Origin of the sequence: Flavobacterium hydatis (assembly GCF_000737695.1) — a bacterium.
GTDB classification, from domain to species: Bacteria; Bacteroidota; Bacteroidia; order Flavobacteriales; family Flavobacteriaceae; genus Flavobacterium; species Flavobacterium hydatis.
Genome location: NZ_JPRM01000027.1, coordinates 1 through 21,749 on the forward strand (window position 1 = coordinate 1; position 21,749 = coordinate 21,749).

Sequence of the window (21,749 nt, forward strand, 5' to 3'; positions counted from 1 at the left end):
TAGAGACGCACCGCAGTGCGTCTCCACAATCTTAATCCGCAATCAAAATCAGCAAAGTTTTAAAGCTCTAGACAAGCAAAGTCATTGCGAAGAACAAAGTAGCCACACTAATAAAAAGTAAACTTTGTAGAACATTGAAACGAACAGATTAAATGAGATTGCTTCGTACCTCGCAATGACGAATGTGTCCTAGTAAACAATCTCTAAACCGATAACAAATTCTTTTAGATTCAAATTTTAATCCTTACTTTTGAACCTCATAAAAAAACAAACAACATGGCATCAATAACATTAGGAGGAAATCCAGTTCATACATCTGGTGAATTACCAAAAGTAGGTTCGCAACTAGCTGATTTTAAATTAGTACAAAATGACCTTTCAGTTGCTTCATTGAGCAATTTTGCAGGTAAAAAATTAGTTTTAAATATATTCCCAAGTATCGATACAGGAACTTGTGCAACTTCAGTTAGAAAGTTTAATGAGAATGCAAGTAATCTTGAGAACACAACAGTTTTATGTATTTCTAGAGATTTACCATTTGCTCAAAAACGTTTTTGTGGTGCCGAAGGATTAGAGAATGTAGTTAATTTATCAGATTTTCAAGAAGGAGCTTTTGGTAAAGCAAATGGATTAGAAATCGTAGACGGACCGTTAACAGGTTTACATTCAAGAGCGATTATTGTTGTTGATGAAAATGGAAAAGTAACACATACAGAACAAGTTGCAGAAATTGCAAACGAGCCTAATTACGAAGCTGCATTAGCTGCACTATAAAATCCTAAAGGATGGAATTTAAAAAAGATAATACTTTTTTTAAAGGAAGATTAAAAAGCGTTACCTATGCCTATAAAGGAGCTGCAAAGCTTATAAGTACAGAGCATAGCGTAATGGTGCAATTTTCATTAGGAATTATAATGACAATTGCAGGGTTTTATTTTCATATAACTAGTACCGAATGGCTTTTTCAAATATTAGCCATCGGTTTAGTATTAAGTGTAGAAGGATTGAATACGGCTGTAGAAAAAGTAGCCGATTTTATTCATCCTAATTATCACGAAAGAATAGGTTTTATTAAAGATATTGCTGCAGGTGCAGTATTTTTTGCAGCAATAACAGCAATAGCAATCGGATTAACAATATATATACCATATATACAAAATATTTAAGCGGTTAGTACCCAAAATAAGAATGGCAAAAACAACAAAAAAAGAAACTGTAGACAATAAAAATAAATCCAAATCTGAGGCAGTTGAGCCTCGGAAAATGACCAAGCAGCAAAAAATTGTCTTGGGATGCCTTTTGGTATTATTTTCAGTTGCATTATTGGTTGCTTTTATTTCCTTTTATATATACGGACAAACAGATCAGAGTGCATTAACTGCAATTACTGATCGAAGCGAACCTGTGCAAAACTGGCTCGGAAAATTTGGTGCTTTTCTAGCTGATTTATTGGTTTACCAAGGATTCGGATTAGCATCATTTATATTTGTTCGTTTGTTTTTCTTAACGGGAATGTTTTTGATTTTAGAGCTTTCGCTAAGAAAACTCAAGAACATTTGGTTTTGGGATTTATTTGTCATTATTATAATATCCGTATTATTTGGTTTTTTTGCCACTTCGGCACCAGAATTAGGTGGAACGATAGGGTATGAGCTTAATTTATTTTTACAAGATTATATAGGTAAAACAGGAACTTTATTGAGTTTACTTTTTGGATTGATTATTTATTTAATTTTCAAAATAAAAATATCACCAGATAAAATTCAAGCATTTTTTGATAATACCAAAAAAGAACTACGTTCAGATTTAAATGCTGCATCTTCATTAAATACAGATAAAGGCGCTTATAATTTAGAAGAATTTGCGATTGATGAAAATGAAGAGTTAGATAATATACATTTAAAAACTCCTGATTCTCAATTCGAAATTAATAAAGAAGCCTTAAAACCAACCATTGCTCACTCGTCTGAGATTAATTTGGATCCGGTTTTAAAGCCTATAAAAATGGATGTAGCATCTACAACAAAAGAGCCAGTTGTTTCGCATGATGAGTCTTTTGTAATTGAGCAAGCACCAGAAGAAGATATAATCGAAGAAAATTTGGCATCGCGTTTAGTTGCTGATTTTGGTATGTTTGATCCTACGTTGGATTTATCTAATTATAAATTCCCTACAATCGATTTATTAAAAGAATATTCTACTGGAGGAATTACAATCAATCAGGAAGAATTAGAAGAAAATAAAAATAGAATTGTAGATACACTTCGAAACTATAAAATCGAAATTGCACAGATAAAAGCTACGGTAGGTCCATCGGTAACACTGTATGAGATTGTACCAGAAGCCGGAATCAGAATTTCGAAAATTAAAAGCTTAGAAGACGATATTGCATTGTCATTATCGGCATTAGGAATTCGTATTATTGCGCCAATTCCAGGAAAAGGAACAATTGGTATCGAGGTTCCTAATAAGAACCCAACAATGGTTTCGATGAAAAGCGTTATTGGATCAGCTAAATTTCAAGAGGCTGAAATGGAATTACCAATTGCTTTAGGTAAAACAATTTCTAACGAAACATTTGTTGTCGATTTAGCTAAGATGCCTCACTTATTGATGGCGGGAGCTACAGGACAAGGAAAATCTGTAGGATTAAATGCTGTTCTTACTTCGTTATTATATAAGAAACATCCAGCCGAAGTAAAATTTGTTTTGGTGGATCCTAAAAAAGTAGAGCTAACATTATTTAATAAAATCGAAAGACATTATCTGGCAAAACTTCCAGATACTGAAGATGCAATTATTACCGATAATGCAAAAGTTGTAAATACATTAAATTCACTTTGTGTTGAAATGGATAACCGTTATTCTTTATTAAAAGATGCCATGGTTAGAAATATCAAAGAATACAACGATAAATTTAAAGCTAGAAAATTAAATCCAGAAGCAGGACATAGATTTTTACCTTATATTATTTTGGTAGTCGATGAGTTTGCCGATTTAATTATGACAGCAGGAAAAGAAGTTGAGGTTCCTATTGCTCGTTTGGCTCAATTGGCGCGTGCTATTGGTATACACTTAATAATCGCAACTCAAAGACCTTCTGTAAATGTAATTACAGGTTTGATAAAAGCGAATTTCCCTGCGAGAATAGCTTTTAGAGTTACCTCAAAAATCGATTCTCGAACTATTCTTGATACGCAAGGAGCAGATCAATTAATAGGACGAGGAGATTTATTGTATACTAACGGAAATGATGTTGTACGTGTGCAATGTGCTTTCATCGATACACCAGAGGTAGAAAAAATTACTGATTTTATAGGTTCGCAAAAAGCATATTCTACTGCTTATTTGCTCCCAGAGTTTGTAGGAGAAGAAACTGGCATTAATCTTGATATGGATATTTCCGAAAGAGATACTTTATTTAGAGAGGCTGCCGAGATAATCGTGAATGCCCAACAAGGTTCGGCCTCATTATTACAAAGAAAATTAAAACTAGGTTACAACCGCGCAGGTCGATTGATAGATCAATTAGAAGCTGCAGGAATTGTAGGTCCATTTGAAGGTAGTAAAGCCAGAAGTGTAAATATTTTAGATTTAAGTTCTCTTGATCAATTTTTTAACAATGAACAAAACTAATTAAATCATGAAATCAACGATTCAAAACTTCAAAAAAAATAATGTAAACAGCCTTGCAAAAAAGGTTTTTCAAATTGTTTTTTTATTCCTTGTCACTTTTTCTGTTCAGGCCCAAGATAAAAAAGCCAAAGAATTATTGGATCAAGTAACTGCAAAAGTAAAAAGTTACGATAATATCGTAATCGATTTTAAATATACCTTGAATAATGCTAAAGAAAACATTAATCAGGATAGCAAAGGTAATGTAACTATAAAAGGAAATCAGTTTGTATTGAATTTTATGGGTGTTACTAAAATATTCGACGGACAAAAAACATATACAATTGTTCCTGAAGACGAAGAGATTACGATTTCTAAAGTCAACGAAAAAGATGATAATGCTATCACGCCATCAAAGATGTTGACATTCTTTAATTCTGGATATAAATATGCAATGGATATTGTTCAGAATGTAAAAGGAAGAAAAATACAATACATAAAATTAAATCCAACTAGCGCCAAAGACCAACGTAAAGAGATTCTTTTGGGAATAGATGTGCAAACAAAGCATATTTATAACTTAATCGAAATGGGTAAGAACGGAACAAAAACGACATTAACCGTTAATTCTTTTAAAACCAATCAGCCATTATCAAAAAATCAGTTTACCTTTGCGCAAAGTAAATATCCAAATTACTACATCAATAAACTAGATTAATTACGGGTTGAAAATATTAGACAAATACTTACTAAAAACGTTTCTACTTACATTTACTACTGTATTTGTAATTCTATTCTTTATATTCATTCTTCAAACAGTTTGGCTATTTATAGCTGAGTTGGCGGGTAAAGATTTGGATTTATTTCTAGTTCTTAAATTCTTATTGTTCTCGATGCCTCGAATTATTCCGTTGGTATTACCGTTGTCGGTTTTGCTGGCTTCGATTATGACATTCGGTAATTTGGCAGAGAACTATGAGTTTGCAGCAATGAAAGCTTCGGGTATTTCGCTTCAGCGAGCTATGAGAGGTTTAATTGTGTTTATATGTTTTTTAAGTATTGTCGCTTTTTTCTTTGCAAACAATGTAATTCCATACGCTGAATATAAATTCATTAATTTTAGAAAAAGCATCGCTCAAGCTAAGCCTGCAATGGCTATAGCTGAAGGACAATTTAGTGATGTTGGTTTCTATAATATTAAGGTAAATAAAAAATCAGGCAAAAACGGAAATAAGCTTACAGATGTAACCATACATGAAAAAGCAAATAATAGCGGTGAAAATAAAACCGTTATTAAATCTAAAACGGGAGAATTAATAAGTAATGATAAATCTAGTATTCTTCAGTTAGTACTTAATGATGGTTACTATTACCAAGATGTAACACCTAAGAAATACGAAGATAGAAGCAAAATGCCTTTTATAAAAGGTGCATTTAAAAAACAAATTATCAATATCGATTTATCTGAACTAAATAAGGTAGATGATAATCAGGATATAGGTAATACAAACGGAATGCTAAATGCTAGTGAATTGCGTTATACGCTAGATTCATTAACTAAAAATTTAGATACCGAAATACTTTCTTTCTCAGAAAATATCAATCAAAAAGTAGGTATTGCCAAAGGGATACCAACTGCCAAATTAGATAAAAAGAAAAAAGCTTTGCCAAACGATATTTTATCACTGTATGCCAATGATAAAAAGTCGGAAATACTAAAAGTGGCAAGTAGCAATCTTACTAGTGCAATGTATTCTATTGACACTACTAAAAACGAACTAAAAGAAAAACAACGAAATATTAACCGACACCTTACAGCACTTTATGAGAAATTTGTAATTGCTTTTGCTTGTTTCTTAATGTTTTTTATTGGTGCACCACTTGGTGCGATTATCCGAAAAGGAGGACTTGGATTGCCAATTGTTTTTGCAGTTTTGATATTTATTACTTTTCACTTTATCAATACTTTTGGAAAAAGAATTTCACAAGAAGATGGATTGACTCCTTTTATGGGAGCTTGGATGTCTACTTTTATACTTACACCATTAGCCGTTTTGTTAACTTATCGTGCTACAAACGATATTGGTTTAATTAATATGGATACTATTTTGGCTCCATTGAACAAGTTATTTAAAAAACTCTCTGAGAAGTTTATCCCTTCTCAAAACAAAACCTAACTATGTCAACAAATAAAATACAACTCAACACCATTGAAGAGGCTATTGAAGCTATTCGTCAGGGGGAAGTAATCATTGTAGTAGATGATGAGGATCGCGAAAATGAAGGTGATTTTCTTGCTGCTGCCGAAAAGGTAACACCAGAAATGATTAATTTCATGGCAACACACGGACGTGGATTAATCTGCGCGCCATTAACAGAAAGCCGTTGCAAGGAGTTGGATTTAAAACCAATGGTTACCAATAATACAGATCATATGGAAACTGCTTTTACAGTTTCGGTAGATTTAAAAGGTAATGGAGTAACTACAGGAATTTCTGCTGCCGATAGATCTTTGACAGTATTTGCATTAACAGACCCTAATACAAAACCATATGAATTAGCAAGGCCTGGGCATATTTTTCCTTTGGTAGCTAAACAAGGTGGTGTTTTAAGAAGAACAGGACATACTGAAGCAGCTATTGATTTTGCAAGATTAGCAGGTTTTAAACCAGCAGGTGTAATTTGTGAAATTTTAAATGAAGACGGAACTATGTCTCGTTTACCTCAACTTGTAGAAGTTGCTAAAAAATTCAACTTAAAATTGGTTTCTATCGAAGATTTGGTTGCTTATAGAATGCAACACGATAGTTTGATTGTGAAAAAAGAAGATTTTGATATAGAGACTCGTTTCGGAACTTTCCGTTTAAGAGCATACGAGCAAACTACTAATAAACAAATTCATATTGCTTTAACAAAAGGAACGTGGAGTTTGGGCGAATCTATTCTTACCAGAATTAATTCATCTCAGGTAAATAATGACTTATTAGGAACGTTAACTAATAATCCAGAGCAACAACTGGACGATATGTTTAAGGTGATTAATGAGAACGGAAAAGGTGCTGTATTGTTTATTAATCAAGATATGCAAGCTGTAAATTTATTAAACCGTATTGCTGAGCTTAAAACTTTACAATCTCAAGGTGTGATGAAAGCACCAAAAGTAATTATTGATAGCAAAGATTACGGAATAGGAGCACAGATCTTGCATGATATTGATATTTCTAAAATTAGATTGGTATCAAATACTGAGCAAACTAAACGTGTTGGTATGATAGGTTACGGACTTGAAATAACAGAATACGTAAGCTATTAAGAGATATGGACACATTTGAAGAAAGAATAGAAAAATCTGAAACACGTATTTTTAAAGCTGTTTTTCCGAGTACGACGAATCATTACGATACTTTGTTTGGAGGAACTGCACTTCATCTTATGGATGAAGTTGCTTTTATATGTGCGACAAGATTCAGCCGAAAAAAAGTTGTTACGATTTCAACTGGACAAATTGACTTTAAAAAAGCAATTCCAGCAGGAACTTTGATTGAATTAGTTGCAAAAGTTGATAGCGTTGGGAGAACAAGTTGTAAAATTCATGTAGATATTTTCATGGAACAAATGTATTCGGAGCTTCGTGAGACGGTAGTTTCAGGGACTTTTTCGTTTGTTGCAGTTGATGAAAATAAAAAACCAATCCCGATTATGGACTAATTTGCAAATAAGCGCAAAAATATTTTAAAAAAATAAATACTGATAATTAGATAGTTGAAAATTAATTTAAAATAATCGTCAAAAAAGCTTTAAAAAAGTTTTGATAACCGAAAAAGCGTCTTATATTTGCACTCGCAATCAGAAAACGAAAGCGACATACTGGAGAAATGGCAGAGCGGTCGAATGCGGCAGTCTTGAAAACTGTTGACTGTAACAGGTCCGGGGGTTCGAATCCCTCTTTCTCCGCCAGTATTTAAACCCGAAACGAAAGTTTCGGGTTTTTTGTTTTTATGGCTTTCTTTATTTTGTGGTAGCCAAATTCTGATGAAAAATTAATTTACTTTTATTTTTAAATTTGATTAGTAATAATCAAAAAAGCGTCTTATATTTGCACTCGCAATCAGAAAACGAAAGCGACATACTGGAGAAATGGCAGAGCGGTCGAATGCGGCAGTCTTGAAAACTGTTGACTGTAACAGGTCCGGGGGTTCGAATCCCTCTTTCTCCGCCATATAGAGTTTCAAAAGAAACTTTAAAAGTCAAAAGCCTTTAAATACTAGTATTTAAAGGCTTTTTTGTTTTTTGTACTTTGTCAAAGAACACATATATTATCAAAGCACGGTGACCCTATAGGTGACCCTCTTTTTTTTTTACGAAAAAAGTGAAAAAAGGGTCACTAAAAAACAATGGATTCCTCGGGAATTCCCTGAAAACACTACAAACTTTCAGCGCTTTTAAATCAATTTGAATATTAATTTAAAATCGTGAGTTATGTTAAAAGTAATTTTTTATCTCAAAGCGGGTAAATTCAATAAAAATGGGGAATCTCCTATTTATGCCCGTATCTCCTTCAAGAAGCAATCCTCTACAATGGCCGTTGGTAAATCAATCTTAAAAGAAAGGTGGCAATTTACGGACAACCTAAGAAGTGTCCTTAAACTTGAAAAAGAAAAGGTGATCAAAAACGCCTTGGATTTGTTTCTTCTAAATATGGAAAAGAAGTTCAATGAACTCCTTAAAATCGATTCCGATTTTTCGTTGCAATTACTTAAAGATGAATTTAAGGGAGAAAGCACTACAAAGGTGAACGACATTAGCATAGTAGAAATCATGGAAAGACACAATGAGTTCTTTCAAAGAAAGGTCGATGCAGGTGAACGATCCATCGCATCACATCAAAAATATGAGCGTGCAAAAGATTTACTGGTGTCCTTCATGACGAAACAGTATGGAATGACGGATATGTCTTTAAATGACGTGACCAATTCCTATGTTTATAATCTTGAATCATTTCTTAAATACGATAGCCATTTTAAGGGCAAAACAGGCATTCAAAACAATTCTGTAGTCAAATACATTAGAATGTATAAGACAGCCTGTAAATACAGTGTTAGAATGGGGTTAATAGATAAAGATCCATTTAGTGTTTATGATGGTAAAATATATGTGACTGACGCTATATTTCTTACTCAGGAAGAATTAGATCGAATTGAAAGTAAAAATTTCTCAATTAAACGACTAGAGCGAGTTAAAGATGTTTTTCTGTTTAGTTGTTATACAGGGTATGCTCCGGTAGATGCTGCAAATCTTACCTCAAATAACATATCGGAAGATAGTTATGGGAATCTTTGGATCATAACCAATAGAGCAAAAACTACAATTCGTGCAAATGTTCCTGTTCTTGCCCCCACCCAAACAATTATTAATAAATACCGAAATCTGCAAATTGGATTAATACCACAAATATCAAATCAGAAGATGAATGCCTATCTTAAAGAGATAGCTGACCTTTGTGACATAGATAAACATCTTACCTGGTATGTAGCCAGACACACATTTGCAACAACAGTAACATTAGGAAACGGAGTCAGGATAGAGAATGTTTCTGCAATGATGGGACATACAAATATTAAGCAGACGCAGCATTATGCTAAGGTTTTGGATGTAAACGTGATGGAAGATATGTCCAAATTAAAACAGAAGTATAGTTAATTGGTAAGGAAGGTTACATGAACCTATTTAATACAAAAGGCAAGTTATTCAGTTATGAATTACTTGCCTTTTTGCTGTGCCTTTATGTATCATCACAGGTTACTTATTCTTAATGCCGATTCTCATTCAGGATCTTTTCTATTTTACTGGCTTCATATAAGAAGATATCACCCATTTTGGTATAGGGGAGTATCCCTGTTTGCCGGTACTTAACAATAGTATTGTTTGACAATCCAAAGATTTTTTTTAGATCTTCATTTCTGTAATATCGTAAGGTCTGCTTCGTATCGTTTCCTTTAATTTTAGCATCTATTTTTTCCAGTCTGGCATATAAGGGATCCAGTAATTGCTTAATTGCTACGATATAGGAAGTTTTTGTTTCTTTAGACATAAGCGATAGTTTTTAGTTTATGAAATGATGCAGACTACCAACAAATTAGTTTCTCTCGACGTTTTTGAAGTGTACAGATTATATTTTCAAGGAATCGGATCTGTTTGTCTTTATAGGTAAAACCTTTTGCTTCAGAAAACTGTTTACTTATCGTATCGATGTCGGTTTGAAGTCCGCCATCTCCAGCATATGTAAAATTATCTTCTATAAAAACCTGAATTTTATTTCTGTTGCGCTTTTGACTATGGTAATCAAAAAAGAAAATTTTTTCATCCATGAGAATATAGAAAAGTTGTGCCAAATCACTTTTGTTTAAGTAAGTACAACATTTTTCTTTTGTTAAATGATTGAATGATAAGCCCTTTTTGTTGGAACTGTTATCTAAGAACCGTTCCATTCCCTCCATTTTTCCGTACAAGTCGGCAACAGCATCGGGAAGCTCTTCAAATGTGAATTTTTTCATAGTATTGTCACTTTTGTAATTTTACACCTAGCTCAGCTTCAGGAGAAAGAAAAAACACTTTACTTCTCTTGTATTTATTATGGGTTGGCTCATACCTGATATAGCCGTACTCATTTAATTGTCGCATACATTTATGATACGTCTTTGGAGAGTAGATTTTAGCAATAGCTATAATTTCAGATCTGTACACCAAAATGGGATTAATAAAACCTTTGCCAACCCTAAATTGAAGAAGAGCAGCATACATACCAATATGGACGATACTAATTCGCTCATCTTTTTTTATGGCTTCAAAGAAATCGGATAAGGGTTTTAAAGTTTCCATTGGAGCAGAATTTTTAGCTTATGTGCATACCAGTACGTTTGGAATGATTTTCTTGTTGAGTTTCATTTGTCTTTTGCAGTTGCTTTACGCTTTCCATTGTATTGTTTCCTAAAGCACTTGAAAGCGTAATCTTTTTGGAATTCTTATCATAAATATTTACAGATTTAAATTGCGGATTGGCTTCAATATAAAACCGATGTTCGTTTCCGTTTTTTGTTAAGGTCACGCATTGCCTGTTTCCTTGTTTTAAATTATCCAGTAATTTATCTGATTCCGCTTTATTCAAAAGTTCCTGCCCAGGTAACTGCTCTATTGCTTTTTGAAGATTATATCCGTATCCTGAGTGAAATTCTTTGATACGGTGGCTGCCAGAGGAATCCTTGTCATTAAGATCCAACTGAATCCAGGTTCCTTCTTTCTGAATGGCTCTCCCGGCAAGTAAATTATAAGCCTGTGTTGTAGTAACAGAATTTCCTTCTTGCATTTTAAAGAACTGTTGTCTGTTTTCATTGGGTTTTAATTCATTTTGTAAAGTAGTCTTATAGCCTTCAAATTGATACTTTCCAGATTCATCTTTTCTAAAAGACAACTCATGATTAAGCCTTTCTTTTTCATTAACGTAGTGCGAAACAGGTATGCTGAACTCCGGGTATCCCTGTCGCACGTTTTGATCAATTGCACTTGAGAGATTAGTGAAACCAATACGCTGCACCTGTTCATGCAGCGCTTGGTTATTTTGTTCCTCTTCTTTTGCATCTTTGCGCACTGCAATTTGATTTATGAGTGGCGCAATGATCAGCTTACGAATAAGGCGCACTAATAAGTTCGGATAAAGTTGTTTTAGAATCTTGTTTCTTTCCTGCCTTAGAAGCTGTAAAGCGATCCGTTCTTCAATATTATTGGTTCCCTTATATTTTGTAGCAATACGTTCGTAGTGATATAACTTTTCTTTAAGTAGTGCTCTATTTTTTGAAAGACTGAAATTAAAAAGTTTACTGAAACGTTCCTCCCTTGAGCGCCATTGGCTTAATTCCATCTCCACTCTGTTATTAGGAATTTGATCTTTCATCACTAAGAATTTATTTATTAGCTACTAAATGGAACTGGATTGGCTTTTCCTTTTTTTCTTTGCTTCCTTAGGTACTTCAGGTCCGTCATCATCCGTGCTTTGACTTTGTTTTCTGTTATTTTGTTTTACGGAAACTTCTTCACCTTCAGATTGTTTTTCCTCTTTAGCATGGCGATTATTGATACGATTCATGTTTGTATCATACACATTGATAGTCTTGAATTGTGGACTGGCTTCGATGTATTGTTTGATTTCGTTACCATCTTTCAAAAATGTTGCGGATTGGAGATTTCCTTTTTTCATAGAATCCATTAGGTCTTCTTTGTACTTTGGATTTTCCAGTTCTTTGATAGAATGCTTACCTAATGTTGCTTCAAGATCATAACCATAATTCTGATGGTATTGGTTCAATTTAAAGTTTCCATTGGTATCAGCCTGTTTAAAATCGAGCTGCAACCAAGAATTGTATATTTCCCCTTCTTTGTTGGTAAGATCTTTATTTACAGCTCTTCCTTCCAAAAGATTGTACGCTTCCTTCATAGTGATGTTGTTCCCTTTATTGATATAAAAAGTTTGTTCTAAAGCCTCTTTCGAGTTCTCTTTATGAAGCTCAACTTTGTAAGAATTAAAGAAATACATATCACTTTCGTTCGACTTCTTGAAATTTAATGTCGCCTGAGTAGTATCATCACCGTACTTAGCAGTATAATTCAAAGTGAAATTTGGTTCTTCTTTTTGCATTTTTTCCTTTAACTCGCTTTCCAATCCTTCACCGAAACCGGTGTACTTAATTTGGTCTTTTAAGTATTCAAAATTTTTCTCGTTCATGATTACATTCTTTAAATGATTAATAGTCTACAATTTTGGCAATACGGTTACCTTGACCAGCTTTGTATTTTTGACATGAAGTTCCAAATGCCTGCCACCGTTTTTTTCCATAAGTTGTATGGCAAGGTATTTTTTCTCAGGAATAGTAAATTTTGGCAAGGCAAAAACAAATGTATTTTCCGCTTCTCCCTCTATTTTTGGTTCATTGTTGAGAACATAAATTGGCGTAATTTCGATCTCCTGTGAGGCGGTTCTCTTGACTTTTTTAGTGTCTCTAATATAGAAGCGAAGCTGATCAATGTCGTAATTGATTTTAGAAGTGTTCGTTACATTTATCCTGTAATACATAACATCATCGCGAATAAAAATTCCATTGAGTGCAAATGCGATGTTGTATTTACTTTCTCTTTCACCGTATACTTTTTTCTTATCATAGTAAGCCAGTTTGGAATATTCCTCAACATCCTGATCATTGATATTCTCTTCAGAAAAGTAAATTTCTTGTTCTTTAGGTTTACTTTTATTTAAAGTGAGATTCAACTGTGGTGACTGCTCATCATAATTCAAAACAAACGAATAGAGTTTTCCGTCGGCTGTAACCACTGTAAGGTTGGTTTGAAAAAATCCCCTTTGGGCAGCCTTGATCTGAAGTATGTTCTCAAGCCCTTTGGCTTTTTGAACCAATATGTCCTGACTTCCCTTATCTACGCTTTTAATTGCAAAAGGAAATACGATGTTGGTAGTTTTTGAATAGGCGATCAAAAGTGAATCAGGTTCAATCTTGGAAAGACGATTTTTAGTTGATTGTTGTGCAAATGCACTAATAGTGATAAGGAATACATACCCAATCATCCATAGATTAAAGTTTTTCATAGTATTAATTTTTAGTTTTTAATTGGAATCTTTTTGTTTCTGTTTTTCGTCACGAAGTAGTACCTGATAACCAGCTTTTACAACTACTTTAATCAATTTTACTTTTTTACTGAGAAGACTTTTGGCAGCTTCAATACCAGCACCAGCAGCTTGAGATCCCCAGGAATCATCTAGTGAGGCAACACCCAGTGTTTGCATGGAGCGGTCAGCGGATGCTTTGGCAACATCACGATTGATAGCACCTGGTATATAAATTCCAGAGAGTCCATCCATGTCGTAAACAGATAAATCAACTGGAAAAAGTGAGTTGTTGTACCTAATACTATTGATTTTAATTGCCAGTCTTTCTCCTTTTAGAGATGCGGTGCCAAAAAGGAAGTTATCTTTTGGGATCTGTACACCATTGATAAAAATATCATTGACAAGACGTAATTTAATTGTAGCACCATTGACAACGGTCTGTGTTTGGTGAATGACAGCTTCAACCGCATTTTGTACGTGATCAATAGTTTCGGCTTGATCAAAGGAATAAAATCCATTGTGTGTAGCTTTTCCACCGAAAGTTGCCGTTTTTGCTGGGGTATTTTGCAATGAAGAAATATTATCTTCTTTGGTTTTAGTGGCAATTGCAAATACCTGACCCCGCTGCTGTTCTGAAGCTTTCCTTAATTTTTCCTGAACCCTGTCGGGATGCTGGATATCCAGTATGCTTTCGAGCATTCCACTGAGTTGTTGCATTTCAGGATCCTGATCGCTGGTTTGGCTATTCATGGATTGCATCATCTGTTCTAATCGGTCTACATCACTGGAATGCATTGAAGATTCACTTGATTTTGCATACCTATTTAAATCTCTGTTTTGTGTTGGTGGTGTAACAGGTGCATTTATTGCTTTTTGTAATGCTTCCAATTTTTGATGTACTTTTTGTTCGTTCGAGTCATGATACACAGATGTATTCAAACCGGTTCGATTTTTTTTGTAGTTGGATTCATTACCATCCTGAGCAGAATCAATGGGAAAAGATCGACTTAAATAGTTGGGATCTTTTTTTATGAGTTCATCAAGTTTCGCAGAATCTAGAGCAGCCTGATCGTAATAGTTCATTTTATCCAGAGCAATACCTTCTTTAAGATTGGCATTAGGAAGTTTTATATTAAAACCTTTTTGTTGTGGTGTAGCTAAATTAGCCGCATCCATTTTTCCGCCGCCCAATGCCCAAAACATAGTAGTTATAAAAGGCAATATTAATAATGGCAATACCAATAGCATTTTACGCTGTTTCAACACTTTTAGTGATTTTGTTTTTTGTTCCATGATATTATATTTTTAATTGTTATTTATAATAATGCTCTACCTGTTGGAGACTGTCCAAAAGTCCGGGACGAACTCTGACTATACTATCGTAGGTCTTTTTTCCTGTCGGACTACGCCCCAGACTATCCATATGCTTGCGGAAGAGAATAATATTTTCAAATTCGATTGTACTGATTACTGGATTTATCTTCATAGTTTCATGCTCGAATGATACTGTATTAGCAGGCTTACTAATTGGTGTTATCGAGATATTTTTAATAGCAGTGCCACTGATACTACTCACAATTAAGTAAATGCTACAAGCACCTGTGCCAATTGTAAAACAAAACAGGGTTATAATCCAGTTCAGCCGTGAAAAATGTGAGGTCTTGCGCTCGAGCCAATCAGCACACTTATGTTGCAGTCTAAGATTTGCTTCATCAAATCGTTGCCACAGGCTACTTTTATTAGCTTCTGTAATAGGATTCTTTTTGCTATTTCTTTTAAAGGTGAATTTCATAATCCGTAATTTATTATTTTCTGTTTTCCGTACTTAAATCTCGGTTCTCAATAGTATTCCATCGCTCTATTAAAAAACCGTGAGGATTGTTGTCGCTTCGCGATACATTGCGAAGATTACCTTCGGTTATCAGGTTTCGATGTGCAATGCTTGTAGTGCGAATAATTTTCTGAGAAGCATAACATCGGAATCCGTATGGATAAGTATTGATATCAATAGTCACACTATCAATCTGTATCGTCTGACTGATGTTTCCAGATATGATACCAGAGTAATAGCCATTTTCTTTAAGATCATCATAGATTCGTTTGGCACTTTCGTCCGCCAAATAAAGTGCCTTGGTAACGTTACTTTTAATTACTTTATCATCAGGATCAAGGGTAAAGAAGAATTGGTGAAAGGTCTTTACATGATCTCGTGCCTCGATAGGGATATTATCTTTTCGATCAGAAGCATAGGCTTCAAGTGCTTTTCCATTAGCCAGTATGTATACTTTGTCCTGCATTTGTGATACTAAACTGAAACTTTTATAAAGTGAAAAACAACAAATTATAATGCAGCCTGCAATGATCAGCATCGTAAAGCCTCGAACATGTCGAAAAGCAGTGTCAATATTTTTCATTTTGCTAAACATGATACTTGTATTTAGGGATTAAGAATTGCCTTTTAACTTATCGCCCATATAGCTGTCTTTATCCTTAAAATAAGGAGCAGAATTACCAGAACCTGACATACTTTGAGACATGCGTCCTGCGGCATTACCCATCGCATCGACAGCCATGCCTGCGCCTTGTGACGCTGTATTAACCGCGGACGTTGTTGAATTACTGAAAATGCTGGTCACTTTTTGACCGAGTGCGCCGCCACCGCCGGCATGAACAATATAGTTAGCAACAGAGGGAACGGTAAAATAGCCCACAATCCCAATAATCATAAATACTAAATAGGCAATATCAGTACTGGAAAAGAAGGTATCACCATATTCATCAACCTGAGCGATGTCAATTTTTAGCATGTTTTCTTGAATTTTTCCAATGATACTGCCGAATATATTGGCAACAGGAAGCCATAAGTAGATATTAATGTAACGTGCCAACCAGACCGTAAGGGTATGCTGAAAACCATCAAAAACAGCAATACCAAAGACGAGTGGCCCAAGAATAGAAAGTACTACCAATTGAAAAGTTCGAAGGGTATCAATACAAAGCGAAGCAGCTTCAAATAAAACTCGTAATATCTCGCTCATCCACTCCTTTACAGAATTTCGAAAGTTGTAAGAAGCTTTGGACATAGCAAATTTGATATCGTTTCCAATACCCTCCAACATTCCCTGATCATTCGGATCTGCATTGTCATTGGTATATTTATACCATTTATCCTGATCTCCACTTCCGGTTGCACCTACATACATTTGCCAGGTTTTACTAGTCTTGATTGCATCTTCTTTCTCCTTAAGCAATACTTCAATGGCTTTGTTTGATCCTTCAACCATTGCCGCTGTCGCTGTGACGGTAGGTTTCATAACGCCATTAATCATATACAATACAGAAGGAAAAATCATAATGCAAAATCCAATCACAAAAGGACGAAACAGTGGGTAAAAGTCTATGGGTTCTGCACTGGCAATATGTCTCCAAACCCTGGATGCGATATACCAGATAGCTCCAAACCCAGCAATTCCCTGTCCAACTCCCAGAAGATTACTACATAAAGGCATCATCTCATCATATAATTGTTCCAGGACACTATGAAGACTATTCATATCATCTGCCATTCCCTGTGCGTGGCTCGTAAAGGGCAATGCAAATCCTAGGATGGCAAGTATTGCCCCCTTTTTTATCGTTTTCATATCAGTATCTTTTTAGTTATTTGCTTTGTAGATGTGACGCATTGCATTTACATCATTACGTTCCTTTGCTCGCTGTATAGCCAGGACTGAAGTAGTATTGTTGAAGTTTCTTAAAAACAATAATTTATCCTGCATATCCGTATAAATTTTATCAATTGAAGCCAATCGTTCATCATCTGACATGCGCATTTTATTAGCGGTAATCACTGTGGTGAGTTCGTCAATATTCCTAAGACTTTGTTTAAATAGATTGGCATAGACTTTTTCGAGGTAGGCAATCTCATCCGGATTGAAATTGCCACTGTTTCTGAAGCGTTCAAATGCTGTTTTATATTCCTTTACCAAAATCACCTGATAATTAACGATATCACCAACACGCTTGTAATTCCGTACCGTTGGACTTACCTGCATGAGCGCATCAAGAAATGTTTCATGAAGGTTAAAATTTCCCTGAGATAAATCTTTCACCGTGTTGTAACCACCAGTTAGCATTTCATAACCTTTTTTCATATCCTTAAGGATCTGTCTGAATTGAGCCAGTTTTTCTATGTTCAGGATAAGTTGTTGCATTTCCTGCATTTGCGCAGTGGCTCGAAGCGGGAACAAAAAAACAACAAATACAATTCCGGTAATAACTAACTTTTTCATGGTAAAACAGTTTTAAAACCGCCTAATGAGCGGCTGGTTTTTACATCATTTAATTCCTTCATTCTTGATATAGTCAGCACCCTTGTTTGATTGCTAAATCCTTCACAAAAAGATAGATTCTCTAGCATATTTTGGTAGATCCCGTCGATGCGTTTGATTCGCTCATCGTCTTTCATTTCAAGGTCTCCATCGGTTATAATGGTCAAAAGATCGTCCATGTTGTCATCGCAGTTTTCTATCAGGCGTTCAAATACTCTTTTTATATAATCGACTTCATCTCCATGAAACAAATCATCCTGTTGGACCTGCTCATAAATCCGATTATAACCTTTCAGGATTTTTACCTGAAGTGCTATAATTTCTGCAACTCTAGTGTACTTTTTAATTTTTGGGTTAACATGAGCCAACGAAGTAAAATAATCGGCATGAAGATTAAATTCTCCTCGTTTGAAGTCCCCGATAGCATTTAGCCCTTTTTTTGCCACCGAATAGCCCTTTTGTGCATAGCCTATGTACATTTTAAGAGCTGCAATTTGTTGAAACATTACTTTTTGTTGACTTGCCTGCGCATACAGGTTTCCTATTGCAACTGCTGCAAAAAGCAGCAATAAAAATATCTTTTTCATCTTTTATAGTTTTATTACGGTATCCCGTAAAATTTCTTAACCGCATTTACATCACGTTGTGTTTTGGCTCTCTGGATACTCAGCAATACATTTTGTCTGTTGAATTGCATGAGGTCATCGTAGTTGGTGTCAATCTGATCCGCAGCATTATTTATAATTTCCAATCTCTTAGCATCACTCATTTGCGTGGTAAAAGAATCAAGCACTAAAAAAATCTGATCTATATTTTTTAAACTTTCATTCAATATGCCGGAATAGACCCTCTGCATATAATCCAGTTCAGAGGCATTGAAATGAGCATCCTTTTGAAACAAGTCCCAGGCTCTTTCATACTCAGCTACCAAACGAACCTGTTTCTCACTAATATCTCTAATACGCTGGTAATAGGTAATGATGGATTTGACCTTTATCAGTTCATCATAATAATTCTTGTATAAGTCTTTTTGTTTTTGTGTCCAATCGGAAATCTCATCGAGTTTCAGTTTGGACAAGACGGTTTCCAATTTTTTCTGTGCATTCTGTAGCCAGATTGTTTTGTTCTGTAAACGCTGAATCCGAAGGTCAATCGCCTTAATTGCTTTTTTGATGGCTGTCTTTATTGCACCAATAATGGGTAAGGCAGCAACCGTTTCCGCTGGTCTTGCAGGTGTGCCTACCAGCAACAGGCAAAGCAGGCATACCAAAATCTTACTCTTTGTTTTCATAATGTTTCATTTAAATTCCATTTCTCATATCTATTGCCAGTGCTACAATACCTTTTCTAATGTCTCCATCAAATTTTTTGGCGTATGCCTGCACTTTTACTTTTTCGGTTTCCTCAGTAGTGTAGGCTAAGTATTCTTCAAGGGATACTTCAGTACGATAAACTTTAGAAAGCATTCCACCTAAAGAGATAAATACTTCCTTATACTTTCTATCGGGATCATTTGCCTTGTTCACTGAAAGGACAAGAGCTTTTTCTTTTTCAGTAAGTCCGAGTAGTTCCTGAATTTGCTCAAACTTATTTTGGTACTTACTTTGATCCAGTAATATCTTGCAGTCGCTATTATTGATGATAGCCTGTTTTACTACAGGTGACGAAATAATATCTTCTACTTCCTGAGTGACTACAATGGCTTCACCAAAGAATTTACGCACAGTCTTGAACAAATACTTTATGTATTCGGCCATACCTTCCTTGGCAATTGCTTTCCAGGCTTCTTCAATTAGAATCATTTTTCGAATGCCTTTTAACTTGCGCATTTTGCTTATGAATACTTCCATGATGATAATGGTTACTACAGGAAAGAGTATCGGATGATCCTTAATGTTATCTAACTCAAAAACAATAAAACGTTCTTTTAATAAATCGAGATTTTCGGTAGCATTAAGCAGGTAGTCAAATTCACCTCCCTGATAATATGGTCGTAGTACATATAGAAAATTATTCACATCAAAATCCTTTTCTTTTACGTTATCACCCTGCAGGATTTTTACAAAATCATCCTTCAGGAAATCATAAAAAGTATTGAAGCATGGAAATAAATTGGAATCACTATCCAGCTTTTCATAGTACAATTGCAATGCATTGGACAGTGCTACGTATTCACTTCTATTGAATGTTTCGTTGTCTTTCTTCCATAAAGCCAGCAATAGTGTTTTGATACTTTCTTTTTTTTCAGTGTCCAACGTATCCCCATCACTGATATAGAAAGGATTAAACCGGATTGGGTTCTTTTCATCATAGGTAAAATAATAGCCACCTACCATATCACATAATCCTTTGTAACTGTGTCCCACATCGACCAGAACAACATGAGTTCCCTGTTCATAATAACTTCTAACCATATGATTGGTAAAAAAGGACTTTCCGCTTCCCGAAGGACCCAATATGAACTTATTACGGTTAGTGCAAATACCTATTTTTACAGGCTCGTCACTAATATCTACATGAACCGGTTTTCCTGTTAAGCGGTCCCCTAATCGAATACCAATTGGACTAAGTGAAGAACGATAACCAGTTTCCATATTCAGGAAACAGGTCGCTTGTTCTGCGAATGTGTCGAAGGTATCGTTCATAGGAAAGTCTGCTGAGTTTCCGGGAATACCTGCCCAGAAAATCTGTGCAGCACCTACGGTTTCTTGTTTAGCGGCAGCATCCATCTGAGCCAATGCAGAAGAAACTTTATTCTTCAGATCTTTTAGCTCTTCTTTATCCTGAGTCCATACTAAAACATTAAAATGTGCTTTTACTGGTAAACGCTGCTGACTAAACGCTTCATTCAAAAAATCATTAGTGGCATCACGAGCGATAAGATTCTCTCTGCTGTATGCGGACAAGGACTGTAATCGTAGTCTTTTACTTTCCAGTTTTTGCAAGGTCTTTTGAAAATCTTCAATGAAGATATACTGATTGTAAATGTGGTTGCAGGAAAGTAATTGACCCAGTGTTGAAGCAAATCCAATACTAAATTTGGTCTTATCCGTAGAATAACGATCATAGTTAATTCTCGAACCACACAGAGCAGGTAAGTCGGCAGCATCTCCCAGAGTATATATCTGGCAATGTTTATCTCCAACCTGTAAACCATCATTGAAAGCAATGTCTTTAAAAACAAAGGAGTTTTGCTTTTCAGACAAAAAGCAATACCGTTCGATAAGACCAATCTTCCTGTTATGGCTTCTGAGTTCATCATCTTTAAGACGAGTTAATTTCACAAAGCCGCTATCTTCCAATATGCGTCGGAACTGTCCGGTACTATCAATGAATTCCTGACGCAGTTGCTCTTTCATAGTTTCTTCAGGCACTATTGTAGTGCGAAGTAAATTAGAAAATAAGGAGCTTGACGTTTTTCTCCCCAATGGTTTCTTAGTAAGGAATAGGTAACACGAATGATCCAAAAATGGACGCTCGTTAAAAAAACGTTCGCTGCTTCGGGTAAGAAAACTATTGTCTTCATTACTAAAATCCGGTTCAAACTTACTATCTATAAACCAGTCTTGTTTGTGAAACACACTAAATTTCGGAAGCAACTTTATAGCCTTAAGCCATGTCTGATGGAATGCCTCATATTCCTGATCCGACAACGTAAATATCTCTGGCAGTTCTGCTTTGAATACGACTGTCACATCTCCTTGTTTGGACAGGATGCAATCGTGCTCTACATCCATAATCGGTAAAATATCATCTATCATCTTTTCCATCATCCTCTTTATTTACCATTCATTTCATTTGAGCAAGTTTCATTTCTGCATCATAAATACTTTTCTGCTTTGAGATTTTACAGCCTTTGGTACCTGCCGTTTTGCAAGCGACTTCATCATACCAAACTCCCCATATTTGTGACTCATTTTATAGATTTTCAAAACCAATAGCGTACCTGATATCCCGATAATTCCTATGCAGACAAATGAGGGTAATCCCGCTATATACATTCCCGCAAAAAGAATCATAAGAACAATAACACCGCCACCCAGATACCATATGTATTGTGCTTTAAGTCCACGAAATTCAATACTCTGGTTAATTCCTTTATTAATCTGATATACACTATTTGACATACTATACAT

Annotated in this window: 23 protein-coding genes and 2 tRNA genes; 10 read left to right on the forward strand and 15 right to left on the reverse strand. The window is 35.0% G+C overall.

Annotated elements, in window-relative coordinates:
* Positions 1-276: 276 nt before the first annotated feature.
* The 10 genes from tpx (at position 277) to IW20_RS16300 (ending at position 9,315) form a co-directional block, all read left to right on the forward strand.
* Entirely contained in the window at positions 277-774 is a 498-nt protein-coding gene (gene tpx / locus IW20_RS16255) for a thiol peroxidase (RefSeq protein WP_035624607.1), read from the forward strand.
* A gap of 11 nt (positions 775-785) precedes the next feature.
* Positions 786-1,166, forward strand: a complete 381-nt coding sequence (locus tag IW20_RS16260; protein ID WP_035624611.1) for a diacylglycerol kinase — start codon at positions 786-788, stop codon at positions 1,164-1,166.
* 22 nt (positions 1,167-1,188) lie between these two features.
* The gene (locus IW20_RS16265; RefSeq protein WP_035624614.1) at positions 1,189-3,636 is read left to right on the forward strand and encodes a DNA translocase FtsK; all 2,448 of its coding nucleotides are present in this window, start codon (positions 1,189-1,191) and stop codon (positions 3,634-3,636) included.
* A 7-nt stretch (positions 3,637-3,643) separates the two neighbouring features.
* Positions 3,644-4,333: a LolA family protein gene (locus IW20_RS16270; protein WP_035624616.1), complete on the forward strand. Its 690-nt coding sequence runs from the start codon at positions 3,644-3,646 to the stop codon at positions 4,331-4,333.
* Between the two features lie 7 nt (positions 4,334-4,340).
* A complete protein-coding gene (locus tag IW20_RS16275; RefSeq protein ID WP_035624619.1) occupies positions 4,341-5,792 on the forward strand; it encodes an LptF/LptG family permease in 1,452 nt (483 codons plus the stop codon).
* A gap of 2 nt (positions 5,793-5,794) precedes the next feature.
* The gene (gene ribB / locus IW20_RS16280; RefSeq protein ID WP_035624622.1) at positions 5,795-6,928 is read left to right on the forward strand and encodes a 3,4-dihydroxy-2-butanone-4-phosphate synthase; all 1,134 of its coding nucleotides are present in this window, start codon (positions 5,795-5,797) and stop codon (positions 6,926-6,928) included.
* Positions 6,929-6,933: 5 nt separating this feature from the next.
* Complete coding sequence (locus IW20_RS16285) at positions 6,934-7,323, forward strand: acyl-CoA thioesterase (protein ID WP_035624625.1); 390 nt, start codon at positions 6,934-6,936, stop codon at positions 7,321-7,323.
* Between the two features lie 161 nt (positions 7,324-7,484).
* Positions 7,485-7,572 (forward strand) — tRNA-Ser (locus IW20_RS16290).
* Positions 7,573-7,746: 174 nt separating this feature from the next.
* Positions 7,747-7,834: transfer RNA gene (locus tag IW20_RS16295), tRNA-Ser, on the forward strand.
* A gap of 260 nt (positions 7,835-8,094) precedes the next feature.
* The gene (locus IW20_RS16300; protein ID WP_035624628.1) at positions 8,095-9,315 is read left to right on the forward strand and encodes a site-specific integrase; all 1,221 of its coding nucleotides are present in this window, start codon (positions 8,095-8,097) and stop codon (positions 9,313-9,315) included.
* Positions 9,316-9,424: 109 nt separating this feature from the next.
* Here the strand turns inward: IW20_RS16300 and IW20_RS16305 are convergent, their stop codons facing one another.
* From IW20_RS16305 to IW20_RS16375, 15 genes are all read right to left on the reverse strand, one after another.
* Entirely contained in the window at positions 9,425-9,706 is a 282-nt protein-coding gene (locus IW20_RS16305; protein ID WP_035624629.1) for a helix-turn-helix domain-containing protein, read from the reverse strand.
* Between the two features lie 34 nt (positions 9,707-9,740).
* Positions 9,741-10,169, reverse strand: coding sequence for a hypothetical protein (locus IW20_RS16310; RefSeq protein ID WP_035624632.1), 429 nt, complete (start codon positions 10,167-10,169; stop codon positions 9,741-9,743).
* A 7-nt stretch (positions 10,170-10,176) separates the two neighbouring features.
* A complete protein-coding gene (locus tag IW20_RS16315; RefSeq protein ID WP_035624635.1) occupies positions 10,177-10,494 on the reverse strand; it encodes a hypothetical protein in 318 nt (105 codons plus the stop codon).
* 13 nt (positions 10,495-10,507) lie between these two features.
* Positions 10,508-11,563 (reverse strand): hypothetical protein, encoded by a 1,056-nt coding sequence (locus tag IW20_RS16320; RefSeq protein ID WP_035624638.1) that lies wholly within the window; start codon positions 11,561-11,563, stop codon positions 10,508-10,510.
* Between the two features lie 24 nt (positions 11,564-11,587).
* The gene (locus IW20_RS16325) at positions 11,588-12,391 is read right to left on the reverse strand and encodes a hypothetical protein (protein WP_035624641.1); all 804 of its coding nucleotides are present in this window, start codon (positions 12,389-12,391) and stop codon (positions 11,588-11,590) included.
* 27 nt (positions 12,392-12,418) lie between these two features.
* Complete coding sequence (gene traN, locus IW20_RS16330; RefSeq protein WP_035624644.1) at positions 12,419-13,264, reverse strand: conjugative transposon protein TraN; 846 nt, start codon at positions 13,262-13,264, stop codon at positions 12,419-12,421.
* Between the two features lie 18 nt (positions 13,265-13,282).
* On the reverse strand, positions 13,283-14,551 hold the full coding sequence (gene traM / locus IW20_RS16335; RefSeq protein WP_316930707.1) for a conjugative transposon protein TraM: 1,269 nt from the start codon (positions 14,549-14,551) through the stop codon (positions 13,283-13,285).
* Positions 14,552-14,597: 46 nt separating this feature from the next.
* Positions 14,598-14,861 (reverse strand): hypothetical protein, encoded by a 264-nt coding sequence (locus tag IW20_RS26125; RefSeq protein ID WP_123869407.1) that lies wholly within the window; start codon positions 14,859-14,861, stop codon positions 14,598-14,600.
* 229 nt (positions 14,862-15,090) lie between these two features.
* Positions 15,091-15,711 (reverse strand): conjugative transposon protein TraK, encoded by a 621-nt coding sequence (gene traK, locus IW20_RS16345; RefSeq protein WP_035624653.1) that lies wholly within the window; start codon positions 15,709-15,711, stop codon positions 15,091-15,093.
* An 18-nt stretch (positions 15,712-15,729) separates the two neighbouring features.
* Positions 15,730-16,926 (reverse strand): conjugative transposon protein TraJ, encoded by a 1,197-nt coding sequence (traJ, locus tag IW20_RS16350; RefSeq protein WP_035624656.1) that lies wholly within the window; start codon positions 16,924-16,926, stop codon positions 15,730-15,732.
* A gap of 12 nt (positions 16,927-16,938) precedes the next feature.
* The gene (locus tag IW20_RS16355; RefSeq protein ID WP_035624659.1) at positions 16,939-17,574 is read right to left on the reverse strand and encodes a hypothetical protein; all 636 of its coding nucleotides are present in this window, start codon (positions 17,572-17,574) and stop codon (positions 16,939-16,941) included.
* Positions 17,571-18,200, reverse strand: coding sequence for a hypothetical protein (locus tag IW20_RS16360; protein ID WP_035624662.1), 630 nt, complete (start codon positions 18,198-18,200; stop codon positions 17,571-17,573). Before IW20_RS16360 ends, IW20_RS16355 begins: the two co-directional genes overlap by 4 nt.
* A 14-nt stretch (positions 18,201-18,214) precedes the next feature.
* Positions 18,215-18,904, reverse strand: a complete 690-nt coding sequence (locus IW20_RS16365) for a hypothetical protein (protein WP_035624664.1) — start codon at positions 18,902-18,904, stop codon at positions 18,215-18,217.
* A gap of 10 nt (positions 18,905-18,914) precedes the next feature.
* A complete protein-coding gene (locus tag IW20_RS16370; RefSeq protein WP_035624984.1) occupies positions 18,915-21,383 on the reverse strand; it encodes a TraG family conjugative transposon ATPase in 2,469 nt (822 codons plus the stop codon).
* A 39-nt stretch (positions 21,384-21,422) separates the two neighbouring features.
* Positions 21,423-21,740: a DUF4133 domain-containing protein gene (locus IW20_RS16375; RefSeq protein ID WP_035624986.1), complete on the reverse strand. Its 318-nt coding sequence runs from the start codon at positions 21,738-21,740 to the stop codon at positions 21,423-21,425.
* Positions 21,741-21,749 lie beyond the last annotated feature (9 nt).